Raw genomic sequence first — 13,540 nt, forward strand, 5'->3', positions numbered from 1 at the left:
TCAATTTTATGGTCGGATCGTTGCCCCGCCGGAGGGCGCGAGCAAGTCCGCTTGGCTCAAAAAAATCCGCGCACCGCCGCAGGTGACGATGCGCGGGGAAAGACGTCGCGCGACCTCGGGGAGAGGTGTCGCGCGAGGTGTAAGCCGAGGCCATGAAACCCCTCGCCACGCCGCCTAAGCTAGCCAGACTATAGTCGTATAATTCAGACCAACAAGCCGTTTTGATAGCGTTGTCATGCCCTTTTGACAGGACATGCTGTCGACCAAACCCAACACCGATCATCCCCGCGAAAGCGGGGATCCAAGCCGAGCTCGCGGAAGAATTCACGGCCGAACCACACCCTGAAAGTCAGCTTGGGTCCCCGCTTTCGCGGGGATAGTCGGATGAGGGGGAGCTTGGCCAGACACCATCCCTAATCCGCCACCGCATCCGCCCGGCACGCCGCCGCGATGAACGCGTCATGCGTCGGCAGCCGCGCGACAATCTCGGCGTTCATCCGGCCGATCCGCAGCAGCGCGCCGGCCACCTCGTCATAGGCCGCCACATCCGCCAGGCGGTCGTAGTCGCGCGGCGTGATCCCCTGCCCCAGGAACACCGCCAGCCAGCTGGGCTCGGCGAACAGCTGCTCGTCGAAGCGAGCGATCTTGGCGCGGCTTTGGAAGAGCTCGATCTTGTGGGCCAGGCTGTCGGGCACGGCCATGTCGCGGCAGTAGCGCCACAGCTCGGCGTCGTCGCGTTCGGTAGCCTTGTAGTGCAGGACGATGAAGTCGCGGATCTGCTCGTATTCGATCTCCGTCAACCGGTTGAACTCGACCTCGGCCGCCGGGTCGTAGCCGCCGATCGGCAGCAGCGACAGCAGGCGCATGGCCCCGGTCTGGATCAGGTGGATGCTGGTCGACTCCAGCGGCTCCATGAAGCCGCCGGCCAGGCCCAGGGCCACCACGTTCTTGCTCCAGCTCTTCTTGCGGCGCCCGGCGGTGAAGCGCAGCGGGCGCGGATCGGCCAGGGCCTTGCCGTCGAGGTTGGCCAGCAGAGTCTGGGCCGCCGCGTCGTCGCTGATATGGCTGCTGCAATAGACATAGCCATTGCCGGTGCGGTGCTGCAGTGGGATCCGCCACTGCCAGCCCGCCTTGCGCGCGGTCGAGCGGGTGTAGGGCGTCAGCGGATAGGCGTTCTCGCACGGCACGGCCAGGGCGCGGTCGCAGGGCAGCCAGTGCGACCAGTCCTCGTAGCCGGCCTCCAGCGCCTGCTCGATCAGGAGACCCCGAAACCCCGAACAGTCGACGAAGAAGTCGCCCTCGACCCGGCGGCCGTCGGTCAGGGTCAGCCCCGTGACGAAGCCGCTCTGCGCGTCCTGCTCGACCTTGGCGATCTTGCCCTCGGTGCGCTTGACGCCGCGCTGCTCCGCATAGGCCCGCAGGTACTTGGCATAGAGCCCGGCGTCAAAGTGGTAGGCATAGCCCAGCCCCGGCACGCCCGGCGGCAGATCCTTGGGCGGCAGGGCGAACTTGCCGGCCTTGGCGGCTACGGTGGACAGGGCGTAGCTGTCCAGGCTGCCGCCCTCGCCCTGCTCGCGCAGGCGCAGCCAGTAGTGATGGAAACCGACCCCGTCGATCGGCTGGCCATAGACGCCGAAGGGATGGAAGTACTCCGCCCCCAGCTTGGCCCAGTCGCGAAACTGGATGCCCAGCTTGAAGGTCGCTTGGGTCTTCCGGATGAAGTCGATCTCGTCGATGCCCAAGAGGCCGTTCAGGAACTGGATCGGCGGGATGGTGGCCTCGCCGACGCCGACCGTGCCGATCTCGTCGGACTCGATCAGCTCGACCTCGCCGACCTTGCCCTTCATGGCCTGGATCAGGGTCGCCGCGGCGATCCAGCCGGCCGTGCCGCCGCCGACCACCACGAACTTGCGATAGGGGAGATCGGTCATGAAGCCTGCTTCTCAAAAACAAGGTCGTCATCCCGGCCGCACCCCGGCGAAAGCCGGGGGAAGAGCCGGGACCCAGGGCAACCGCACTGCGCCCGCCCCTGGGTCCCGGGTCGGCTACGCCGCCCGGGATGACGAGGTTAGGTGTGCGTAGAGCAGGACGCTAGAACGTCCCCCGCAGCACCACCGAGTAGCGGCGATCGGCCACCACCCAGTTGTGACCCGTCAGGCCTTCTTCCGGACGGCCAGGATAGCTGACCAGGATCTTGGTCTTGGTGTTGGTCAGGTTCACGGCCTGGAAGCCGACCTTCAGCTTGTCGTTGAGGGTGTAGAACACCGAGCCGTCCAGCTGGCCGTAGTCGTCGTACCAGGCGGGGATGTTGATGTTGGCCGCCGTGGTGGTCAGCAGGTAGCGCTCACGCCAGTTGTAGGCCAGGCGGGCCGACACCTTGCCCAGGTCGTACAGGGCCGCGAGGTTGTAGCTCTTCTTCGACAGGCCCTCGAGCGGCATCTCGTCGCCGTGGGTCGTGATGTTGGTCAGCTGGCTGTTGTCGTACGGGTTGGAGGCGGCGTTGCGCGTCCCCTTGCTGTCGACATAGGTGAAGTTGGCCTGCACGCCGAAGCCCTTCAGCAGGCCCGGCAGGAAGTCGTAGTACTGCTGGTAGGCGACCTCGAAGCCTTTGATCGTGCCGTGGCCGCCGTTGTAGGTCTGGACCACCTGGACGTTGCGCGTCACCCCGTTGTTCGTGAACGACAGGTTCCGCGAGCCGTTGGTGATGAAGTTGTAGATGTCCTTGTAGAACACCGTCGCCGTGACGCTGCCGGTCGGGGCGAAGTACCATTCCCAGGCCAGGTCGTACTGGGTGGAGCGGGTCGGCTTCAGGTCCGGGTTCCCGGCATTGGCCGTGTACTGATAGACGCAGTTGGCCTGCGCGCCGCCGGGGATGGTGCTGGAGCAGGTCCCGCCGCTCAGATAGCCGTTGGTCGGCGCGATGGTGTAGTTCGGCTGCAGCTGGGCGAAGTCGGGTCGCACGATCGCCTTGGCGGCGGCGAAGCGGACGAACATCTCCGGCGTCACCTTCAGGCGCACGTTCAGGCTGGGCAGGACGTTGACATAGTCGCGGCCGCCGACGAACGGGCGCCGCGCGCCGTTGGCGAAGGCTAGGTCCGCCGCCGGGATCAGCGGCGCCGGGTTCGAGGCCTCCGAGTTCAGGCTGTAGCCCTGGACGCCCTGGCTGGTGGTCTCGGTCTTGACGACCCGCAGGCCCAGATTGCCGTCCAGCTCGCGTTCCTCGCCGCCGATCGACACGTCGTGGCCAAAGCGCAGCATGGCGTACGCCGCCAGGGTCTTTTCCTTCTGGTGGTTGGTGCTGCCCTTGCCGCCGGTCTGGGCCTGGCTTTCGAAGTCGCCCGCGAACGGACGCCAGCCGCCGTCATTGGCCGCCGCGATCTTGCCGATGATCTGGGAGAAGCTGGCGTAGTCGTGCACGAAGTCGGCGTTCGGCATGACGAAGGTCGCCGGCAGATTCACCGCGCCACGGAAATAGTTCTCGAACGGATAGAGCCCGTAGTGGCCCTGATAGCCATCCAGGGTGGCGATCGGCTTGACCGTTCCGCCCAGGCCCCAGCTGGGGGCCACGGTATCCCAGCGATAGGCCGTCTCGCGCGTCGTCGTCTGGCGATAGGTGCTGCGGACGCCGAACTTCAGCGACTTCAGCCAGCCGCCGTCGTCGAACTCATAGGCGCCGTCCAGTCGCGTGGCCAGCTCGCTGCCCTCGTTGCGGTCGTGATGGTCCATCACGGCCTGCAGGTAGTAGCTGGCCGGGTTCGAGGTGAACGCCTTGTCGTTGTTCATCGTGATGGTCGGCAGGTCGCTGGTCAGGTCCAGGCTGGCCGGCGAGGCGTCGGCGCTGAGCGCGTTGAACGCGGTCGTGTCGACGGTCTTGGTCTTGGCGTAGATGTACTGGACGTCGCCGCTGAACGACCACTTGTCGCTCGGATTGTACTTCAGGTTCAGCGAGTAGTCCGAGGTGACCGAGCTGCGCTCTGCATAGCGGGTGTCGATGGTCGACGAGCCCAGGCTGGTTCCGCCCGGCGTCTGGGCCAGCGTGCCCTTGGTGAAGTGGCCGCCGTTGTCGTAGGCGAAGGTCGTGCCGGCGGCCGGACCGTTGCTGGAGCCGACATTGAAGCCCACCGCGTGCTCGGACGAGGCCATCAGGGCCGACGAGCGCAGGAACTGCAGGGTCGCTTCCCACTGGTCGTTCGGGCGCCATTGCGCGACGGCGTCGATGCCCTTGCGCTCGCGATCGAAGTCCAGGCTGCGATAGCCGAAACCGCCGGGGACATAGACCGTCTTGCCAGGAACGAGATCCGTGCGGACGAAGAAGGGGTCGACCGAGATGGTGTCGGTGCGGCTCTTCAGCTTGGAGTCCGACAGGTCGATCAGGAAGCCGACCTCGCCGATGCCCGTCTGGAAGCGGTCGCTGTAGAGGATCGAGCCCGAGGGCTTCCACTTTTTGGCGAGGTCGCCGTACGAGCCGTCGATCGAATAGGCGATGATGCGCTTGGCGCTGTCGAACGGCAGGCGGGTGCGCAGGTTGACCGTGCCGCCGACGCCGCCCTCGATGATGTCGGCCGAGGGGTTCTTGTAGACGTCCACGCCAGCCATCAGCTCGGGCGGGATGTCCTCGAAGCTCAGGGTGCGGCCGCTCTTGGCCGAGAAGCTGTCGCGGCCGTTCAGTTCGCCGCGCACCCAGCTGAGGCCGCGGACCTGCACGCCCGAGCCTTCGACCGACAGGCGGTCGGCGTCGCGGCCGTCCGAGGTGCGGCCGATGGTGACGCCGGCGACCCGTTGCAGGGCCTCGGTGACCGAGCGGTCCGGCAGGGCGCCGATGTCGGTGGCGGTGATCGAGTCGACCAGCTGCTCGGCGTTCTGCTTCAGTTTCTGGGCCGACTGGATGGCGGCGCGCTGGCCGGTGACGACGATCTCGTCGACGGCCGTGCTCTCGACCTGCTGGGCGAAGGCCGCGGGCGCGGCGGCGCACAGGACCAGGGCCGAAGCGCTGGCCAGCATGATGTTACGACGTGACGAAGCGAGGCGCTGCATGCGCGGTTTCCTTCCCCTTTTGGGAGCCGTCCCGGCACGTTCTTGAGCGTCCGGTGACGTGCGGCCGACAGGTCGCGCGCTCCATGTCGGTAGCTATAATCGTATAATTGATACCTTCAAGCCGAAATTGATAGCGCTATCAATTCTGAGATGACAGCGTTGTTTCAGCCACACCAAAGGTGATGACACCGCGATCAATGGCGGCGGATAGGGGAAGCGCTTCCAAAGCTGGGCTGTTCGGCCAGCCGATTGCCTCGATCATTATTATATTATAAATGACCCCATAATTCTGGGAGGCCGGGCCAGTAGCCCGCGTTAGGGACGGACATGAGCGACGACACCGCGGGCAAGCGCCTGCGCAGCGGCGGGACCTATGGCAAGCTGGATCGGGACGGGTTCATCCACCGATCCTGGATGAAGAGCCAGGGCCTGCCCGACGACGTGTTCGACGGCCGGCCGGTGATCGGCATCTGCAACACCTGGTCCGAGATCACTCCCTGCAACGCTCATCTGCGCGAGATCGCCGAGCACGTGAAGCGCGGCGTCTGGGAGGCTGGCGGCCTGCCGCTGGAATTCCCGGCCATGTCGCTGGGCGAGACCCAGATGCGGCCCACCGCGATGCTGTTCCGCAACCTGCTGGCCATGGAGGTCGAGGAGTCGATCCGGGGCAATCCGATCGACGGCGTCGTGCTGCTGGGCGGCTGCGACAAGACCACGCCCGGCCAGTTGATGGGCGCGGCCAGCGTCGACCTGCCCACCATCGTCGTCTCGTCCGGTCCGATGCTGAACGGCAAGTTCCGCGGCAAGGACATCGGCTCGGGCACCGACGTCTGGAAGTTCTCCGAGGCCGTCCGCGCCGGTGAGATGTCGATGGCGGACTTCATGTCGGCCGAGAGCGGCATGAGCCGCTCGCCGGGCACCTGCATGACCATGGGCACGGCCTCGACCATGGCCGCGATCATCGAGGCCATGGGTCTGTCCTTGCCCTACAACGCCAGCATCCCGGCTGTGGACGCCCGCCGCCGCGCCCTGTCGCACGAGACCGGCCGGACGATCGTGCGGATGGTCAAGGAAGGCCGGGCCCTGTCGCAGGTCGCCACCCGCGCCGCCTTCGAGAACGCCCTGCGCGTCCACGCCGCGATCGGCGGCTCGACCAACGCCGTGGTGCACCTGCTGGCCCTGGCCGGCCGTCTGGGCGTGACGCTGGAGCTGGAAGACTTCGACCGCCTGTCACGCGACGTGCCGCTGCTGGTCGACCTGCAGCCGTCGGGCCGGTTCCTGATGGAGGACCTGCACTATGCCGGCGGCCTGCCGGCGGTGATGAAGCAGCTGGAGGCGGTGCTCGACCCGAACGCCCCGACCGTGGCCGGCCACCGCATCGGCGCCCAGTACGAGGCGGCCGAGGTGTTCAACGCCGAGGTCATCCGCACCATGGCCGATCCGGTGAAGCCCGACAGCGGCATCTGGGTGCTGCGCGGCAACCTGGCCCCCGGCGGCGCGGTGATGAAGCCCAGCGCGGCCAGCCCCGAGCTGCTCAGCCATCGCGGCAAGGCCGTGGTGTTCGAGACCATCGAGGACTTCCGCGCCCGCATCGACGATCCGGACCTGGATGTCGACGAGACCTCGATCCTGGTCTTGAAGGGCTGTGGTCCCAAGGGCTATCCGGGCATGCCCGAGGTCGGCAACATGCCGCTGCCTCGTAAGCTGCTGGAGAAGGGCGTCAAGGACATGCTGCGGATCAGCGACGCCCGGATGAGCGGCACCGCCTATGGCGCGGTGATCCTGCACGTCTCGCCCGAGTCCGACGCCGGCGGCCCGCTGGCCGTGGTGCGGAGCGGCGACGAGATCGTGTTCGACGGGCCTTCGCGCTCTCTGAGCCTGGCCATCAGCGACGCCGAGCTGGAGAGCCGCATCGCCGCCTGGCGCGCCGATCCGCCGCCGGCCAAATACACGCGCGGCTACGCCAAACTTTATGTCGATCACGTGCTGCAGGCCGACCAGGGCGCGGACCTGGACTTCCTGGTCGGAGCCTCGGGCTCGGTCGTCACCCGCGAGAGCCACTGATGGACCAGGACATCGTCATCGTCGGCGACTGGGGCACCTCGCGCCTGCGCCTCTGGCTGCGCCAGGGCAAGAGCGTGATCCACCGCCGCGATGGCCCGGGCGTCTCGGCCCTGACCGACACCCCGGAGAAGACCTTCCTGGACCTGGTCGGCGACTGGCGCGAGGCCAACCCAGTCGGTGCCCTGATGTGCGGCATGGTCGGCTCGCGCATCGGCTGGAAGGAAGCGCCCTACGCCGCCTGCCCCGCCGGTCCGGCCGACGTCGCCGCGAAGGCCCTGCGGTTCGAGGCCGACGGCCTGCCGGTGACCCTGGTTCCCGGCCTGTCCTGCGCCAACCCGCTGGGCGGTCCCGACGTGATGCGCGGCGAGGAGACGCAAGTCTTCGGCGCGCTGGCGCTGGACGGGACCTTGCGCACCGGCCGCCACCCGCTCGTTTTGCCCGGCACCCATAACAAGTGGACCGTGGTCGAGGACGGCCAGATCATGGGCTTCGTCACCGCCCCGGTTGGCGAGACCTTCGCCCTGCTCAAGCAGCACTCGACCCTGGCGGCCGGCGGCGGTTCGCAGGCAGACGGTTCGGCGGAAGGCTTCGCCCTGGGCCTCTCGCGGATCGCCGAGCACGGCGCCGCCCGCCTGCCCCACCTGATGTTCGAGACCCGCAGCCGCCAGCTTCTGGACGGCATGAGCCCGGCCGACGCCATGGGCTACCTGTCGGGCCTGCTGGTCGCCGCCGACGTCGCCGCCGCGCGCGACTGGTTCGGCCCGATGGACGCCGTGACCGTGATCGGGGCCGGCGCCCTCAGCGACCTCTACGTCCAGGCCCTGGCCAAGGTCGGGACCTCCGCCGCCGTCGTCGAAGGCGACGCGGCCGTTCTCGCCGGGCTCGCGGCGATCTCCAGAGTTCAAGGATAAGCTTATGACCACCGCCGCTCCGCCTCCGATCGTGGCCATCCTGCGCGGCGTGAAGCCGACCGAGATCCTGGACATCGCCGCCGCTCTGGTGGCCGCCGGCATCCAGGGCATCGAGGTGCCGCTGAACTCGCCCGATCCGCTGGAGAGCATCGGCAAGCTGTGCGACGCCTTCGGCGACCAGGCCCTGTGCGGGGCCGGCACGGTCCTCAGCGCCCAGGCCGTCGACGACGTCGCCAAGGTCGGCGGCAAGCTGATCGTCACGCCCAACACCGATCCCGAGGTCATCGCCCGCGCGGTCGAGCTGAACCTCACCGCCATGCCAGGCTTCGCCACGCCGTCGGAGGCCTTTGCCGCCGTCAAAGCAGGCGCGAAAGCCCTGAAGCTGTTCCCGGCCGGCACCTTCGGTCCGGGCCACATCAAGGCGATCAAGGACGTGCTGCCCAAGGACATCGCCGTCTACGCCGTGGGCGGCGTCGGCGCGGCCAATCTCGAGCCCTGGCGCGCGGCCGGCGTGGCCGGCATCGGCGTCGGCGGGGAGCTCTACAAGCCGGGCTATACGGCCGCGGAGGTCGGCGAACGCGCCGCCGCCCTGGTCGCGGCCTGGAACGCCTAACGACAACAAGAACGAAGGGGGAGGACCATGAACCTAGCCACGATCGATATCGCGGTGCTGGCGATCTACGCCGTCGCCATCTTCGGCCTGGCCCAGTGGGTCAGTCGCGACAAGGGCGGCCATCAGAAGGACTCGACCGACTACTTCCTGGCCGGCAAGGCCCTGCCCTGGTGGGCCATCGGCGCCTCGCTGATCGCCGCCAACATCTCGGCCGAGCAGATCATCGGCATGAGCGGTTCGGGCTACGCCATCGGCCTGGCCATCGCCTCTTACGAGTGGATGGCGGCGCTGACCCTGCTGATCGTCGGGAAATACTTCCTGCCGGTGTTCCTGAAGAACGGCGTCTACACCATGCCGCAGTTCCTGGAGCAGCGGTACGGCCCCAGCGTGCGCACGCTGATGGCCGTGTTCTGGCTGGGCCTGTACATCTTCGTGAACCTGACCTCGATCCTGTGGCTGGGCTCGATCGCCATCCACACCGTCACGGGCCTGGACCAGATGTGGGCCCTGGCCGCCATCGGCGCCTTCGCCCTGGCCTATCAGATCTGGGGCGGGCTGAAGGCGGTGGCGCTGACCGACATCGTCCAAGTGGCCTTGCTGGTCACCGGCGGCCTGATCATCGCCTGGCTGTCGCTGGGCAAGATCGGCAACGGCGACGTCGTGGCGGGCTTCCACCACCTGACGACCCAGTTCCCCGAGAAGTTCGACATGATCCTCGCCAAGGACAACCCGCACTACAAGGACCTGCCCGGCATCGCGGTGCTGGTCGGCGGCCTGTGGATCATGAACATCAGCTACTGGGGCTTCAACCAGTACATCATCCAGCGCGCCCTGGGGGCCAAGGACCTGAAGGAAGCCCAGAAGGGCATCGCCATGGCGGCCTATCTGAAGCTCTTGATGCCGGTGATCGTGGTGCTGCCGGGCATCGCCGCTCTTGTCCTAGCCCCGCAAGGCATCAAGCCCGACCAGGCCTATCCGGAGATGATGAAGCTGCTGCCGCCCGGCCTGCTGGGCCTGGTGTTCGCGGCGCTGGTTGCGGCGATCGTCGCGTCGCTGGCGGCCAAGATCAACTCGATCGCCACGATCTTCACCCTGGACGTCTACGCCAAGGCGCGCCCCGGCCAGAGCGAGAAGCAGCTGGTCACGATCGGCCGCCTGACCGCCGTGATCGCGGTGATCATCGGCGTCCTGGCCGCCAAGCCGTTGCTGGGCGGCGCCGAGCAGGCCTTCCAGTTCATCCAGGAGTTCACCGGCTTCTTCACGCCGGGCATCGTGGTGATCTTCATCCTGGGCATGTTCTGGAAGAAGGCCACCACCGCCGGGGCCCTGACCGCCGCCATCGGCTCGGCCGTGCTGTCGGCGTTGTTCTGGTGGCTTCAAGAACAGGCGATCTATGCGATGCCCTTCATGAACCGCGTGGGCGTCGTCTTCCTGCTGTCTCTGGCTGGGGCCGTACTGGTCTCGCTGGTCGCGCCGCAGAAGAAAGAGGTCAGCGTCGTCACCCTGGAGGGGGTCAGCTACAGGACCTCGACCGGCTTCAACATCGCCGGGATCGGGGTCATCCTGATCCTGATCGCGCTGTACGCCACCTGGTGGTGAGACGAGATGGGCGGCTCTCCGGAGTCGCCCATTTTTTCGTTTTGGTCAGACCTCCAGCCTGAACGCTCTTGCCGAACGCTCCCGGCGCGGCTGTATTCAGCGCAACCGCTCCATTCGCGAGCGGAGCAAATCAAGTTAGACAGCGGCGACCGCGTTTTTCGTCCCGCCGCAGGAAAGAAGATCCGCCGATGCGCACCCAGCCCGGCCTGAGTTTGACCTACGGTCTGGTGGAGCAACTGGGTCAGGCCATCGTGACCGGCGAATACGCCGAGGTGGGCTTCCCGACCGAGGGCGAACTCTCCAAGCAGTTCGGCGCCAGCCGCACCGTCACCCGCGAGGCGGTCAAGATGCTGACCGCCAAGGGCCTGCTCAGCGCCCGCCCGCGCCACGGCACCGTGGTCGAGCCGGAAGCCGAGTGGAACATGCTCGATCCGGACGTGCTGCGCTGGCTGCTGGAGCGAAAGTTCAGCCTTCGCCTGCTGGCCGACTTCACCGAGATGCGGCTGGGCATCGAGCCGGCCGCCGCGGCCCTGGCCGCCCGCAACGCCGACGAGGCGGGCCTTGAGGAGATCCGCAAGGGCCTGCGCCGGATGAAGGCCGCCGCCCAGGGCGAGGATGATCCTCTCACCGCCGACATCGCCTTCCACATCGCCATTCTCAGCGCGACAAAGAACCCGTTCTATCGCGAGCTGCACGAGCTGGTGAACACGGCCCTGCGCATCTCGATCCGCTTTACCAACCGCATCAAGGGCCGCACCGCCTCGATCCCCTCGCACGAGGACGTGGCCGAGGCGATCATCGCCCGCGACGCCGACAAGGCCTCGGCGGCCATGCGCGAGATCATCGTCGACGTGCTGGAGCTGATCCGCGCCGCCTCGCCGTCCACCGAAAGCGAAGCGGCGCGACGCGAAGCCTGACGCTCGGCGCTTGCTTTTCGGGCGAAGATTGACAACGTTGTCAAACAACGGCCGTCAGAGCCGTCTCTGGGAGCTCGCCATGGTCTCGATCCGCAAAATCCTCGCCATGGGCGCGCTCGCCGCCGCCCTCCTCGCCCTGCCGGCCGCCGCCCGCGAGATCTCGCCCGAGGCGCAGGTCGCGGCCATGAAGCGCGGCGTCAACATCATCGGCTACGACCCGCTGTGGAAGGATCCCGCCAAGGCCCGCTTCCAGCTGGACCGCCACTTCAAGACCATCAAGGTCGGCGGCTTCGACACCGTGCGGGTCAACCTGCAGGCCTTCGCGCACATGGACGCCGAGGGCCGCCTGGACCCGCAGTGGCTGGCGACCCTGGACAAGGTGGTCAAGGAAGCCCTCGCCGCCAAGCTGACCGTGATCCTCGACGAGCACGACTTCGACGTCTGCGAGAAGGATCCCGCCGCCTGCAAGCCGAAGCTGACCGCCTTCTGGAAGCAGATCGCCGAGCGCTACAGGACCGCCCCCGATGGGGTGGTATTCGAGCTGCTGAACGAGCCCAGCCGCCAGCTGGACCCGCTGTGGAACGACTGGGTCGTCGACCTGCTGGCCACCGTCCGGGCCAGCAACCCGACCCGTAACGTCATCGTCGGCCCGCCGCAGTGGAACAGCTTCCGCCGCCTGGCCGACCTGAAGCTGCCCAAGGCCGATCGCCACCTGATCGTGACCTTCCACTACTACGATCCGTTCCCGTTCACCCACCAGGGCGCGTCGTGGGCCAGCCCGGTTCCGCCGGTCGGCGTCAGCTGGGGCACGGTGGAAGAGCATGCTCGCATCGACAAGGATTTCGACACGGTCGTCGCCTGGGCCAAGGCCGAGGGCCGCCCGGTGCTGCTGGGCGAGTTCGGGGCCTACGACAAGGGTCCAATCGACTCCCGCATCGCCTATACGCAAGCTGTCGCCCGCTCGGCCGAGCGCCACGGCTTCGCCTGGGCCTACTGGCAGTTCGACAGCGACTTCGTCGTCTACGACATCAAGGCCGACGCCTGGAACGCCCCCATCCACGACGCTCTGATTTCTCAATAGACCAGATGACCTTCAGCTAGGGCTTTCCCAAAACCGATCATCCCCGCGAAAGCGGGGACCCAAGCTGCCTCTCAGTCCGTGACATCGGTTGGAAGCAGCTTTCGAACACCGCTTGGATCCCCGCTTCCGCGGGGATAGGCGGAGATAAGAATGGGCGACGGTGTTAGCTGTCGCCTCCGATTAAGAGGACCTCTCCCGTGCAAGCTCCCTACGTCGCCGCCGCCGACCGCTACAAGTCGATGCCCTATCGCCGCACGGGCCGCAGCGGCCTCGATTTGCCGGCGATCTCGCTGGGCCTGTGGCAGAACTTCGGCGGCGCCGACGTGTTCGAGACCGGCCGCGCCATCCTGCGCCGAGCCTTCGACCTGGGGGTCACCCACTTCGATCTCGCCAACAACTACGGCCCGCCCTACGGCTCGGCGGAAGAGAACTTCGGCAAGGTGCTGAACGACGACTTCAAGGCCCATCGCGACGAGCTCGTGATCTCGACCAAGGCCGGCTGGGACATGTGGCCGGGTCCCTATGGCGGCATCGGCGGCTCGCGCAAGTACCTGATCGCCAGCTGCGACCAGAGCCTGAAACGCATGGGCGTCGACTATGTCGACATCTTCTACTCGCACCGCGTCGACCCGACGACGCCGCTGGAAGAGACCATGGGCGCGCTGGCCCACCTGCACCGGCAGGGCAAGGCGCTGTACGTCGGGATCTCGTCCTACTCGCCCGAGCTGACCCGTCAGGCCCACGCCATCCTCAAGAGCGAGGGCGTGCCGCTGCTGATCCACCAGCCGTCCTATTCGATGGTCAATCGCTGGATCGAGGACGAGCTCTTGGACACTCTGGAGACCCTGGGCGTCGGCTGCATCGCCTTCTCGCCGCTGGCCCAGGGCATGCTGACCAGCAAGTACCTGAACGGCGCGCCGGCCGACTCCCGCGCGGCCAAGGGCGGCTCGTTCGGCGGCCACCTGCTGACCGAGGACAACCTCGCCCGCATCCGCGCTCTGGACGCCATCGCCAAGCGCCGCGGTCAGACCCTGGCCCAGCTGGCCCTGTCGTGGGTGCTGCGTGATCCGCGCGTCACCTCGGCCCTGATCGGCGCCCGCACGGTGGCCCAGCTTGAGGACAGCCTGGCCGCGCTGAAGACCCTGTCGTTTACCGCTGAAGAGTTGGCGCAGATCGACACCCATGCCTCAGAAGGCGGCGTTGATCTGTGGAAGGTGTCGTCGGAACTCGCAACTGGCGACCTGCCGTAACCATAATAGCAAAGGTTTAATGTTCCGGCGGCTTGTCGGCGGCGCGCGTTCGCATAAGGTTCTGCGCCATG

At 67.1% G+C, this 13,540-nt stretch carries 9 protein-coding genes; 7 read left to right on the forward strand and 2 right to left on the reverse strand.

What is annotated here, in order from left to right:
• Positions 1-413 precede the first annotated feature (413 nt).
• Positions 414-1,931, reverse strand: coding sequence for a tryptophan halogenase family protein (locus tag J7528_RS04580; protein ID WP_291871760.1), 1,518 nt, complete (start codon positions 1,929-1,931; stop codon positions 414-416).
• A gap of 160 nt (positions 1,932-2,091) precedes the next feature.
• Positions 2,092-5,034, reverse strand: coding sequence for a TonB-dependent receptor (locus tag J7528_RS04585; protein WP_291871761.1), 2,943 nt, complete (start codon positions 5,032-5,034; stop codon positions 2,092-2,094).
• 327 nt (positions 5,035-5,361) lie between these two features.
• Here J7528_RS04585 and J7528_RS04590 point away from each other — a divergent pair, with 327 nt between their 5' ends.
• The 7 genes from J7528_RS04590 to mgrA all read left to right on the forward strand — a co-directional run bounded on the left by J7528_RS04590 (position 5,362) and on the right by mgrA (position 13,469).
• Positions 5,362-7,098 carry an IlvD/Edd family dehydratase gene (locus J7528_RS04590; RefSeq protein ID WP_291871762.1) on the forward strand — a complete coding sequence of 579 codons (1,737 nt, stop codon included), beginning with the start codon at positions 5,362-5,364 and terminating at the stop codon, positions 7,096-7,098.
• Entirely contained in the window at positions 7,098-8,009 is a 912-nt protein-coding gene (locus J7528_RS04595; RefSeq protein ID WP_291871763.1) for a 2-dehydro-3-deoxygalactonokinase, read from the forward strand. The genes J7528_RS04590 and J7528_RS04595 overlap by 1 nt, the downstream gene beginning before the upstream one ends.
• Before the next feature lie 4 nt (positions 8,010-8,013).
• Positions 8,014-8,622, forward strand: coding sequence for a 2-dehydro-3-deoxy-6-phosphogalactonate aldolase (locus J7528_RS04600; RefSeq protein ID WP_291871764.1), 609 nt, complete (start codon positions 8,014-8,016; stop codon positions 8,620-8,622).
• A 27-nt stretch (positions 8,623-8,649) separates the two neighbouring features.
• Complete coding sequence (locus J7528_RS04605; RefSeq protein ID WP_291871765.1) at positions 8,650-10,221, forward strand: sodium/sugar symporter; 1,572 nt, start codon at positions 8,650-8,652, stop codon at positions 10,219-10,221.
• A gap of 188 nt (positions 10,222-10,409) precedes the next feature.
• Positions 10,410-11,138 carry a FadR/GntR family transcriptional regulator gene (locus J7528_RS04610; RefSeq protein WP_291871766.1) on the forward strand — a complete coding sequence of 243 codons (729 nt, stop codon included), beginning with the start codon at positions 10,410-10,412 and terminating at the stop codon, positions 11,136-11,138.
• A gap of 79 nt (positions 11,139-11,217) precedes the next feature.
• Positions 11,218-12,219, forward strand: coding sequence for a glycoside hydrolase family 5 protein (locus tag J7528_RS04615; RefSeq protein ID WP_291871767.1), 1,002 nt, complete (start codon positions 11,218-11,220; stop codon positions 12,217-12,219).
• Positions 12,220-12,416: 197 nt separating this feature from the next.
• On the forward strand, positions 12,417-13,469 hold the full coding sequence (gene mgrA, locus J7528_RS04620; protein ID WP_291871768.1) for an L-glyceraldehyde 3-phosphate reductase: 1,053 nt from the start codon (positions 12,417-12,419) through the stop codon (positions 13,467-13,469).
• Positions 13,470-13,540: the final 71 nt, after the last annotated feature.

It is taken from the genome of Caulobacter sp. (assembly GCF_017744445.1).
Lineage (GTDB): Bacteria > Pseudomonadota > Alphaproteobacteria > Caulobacterales > Caulobacteraceae > Caulobacter.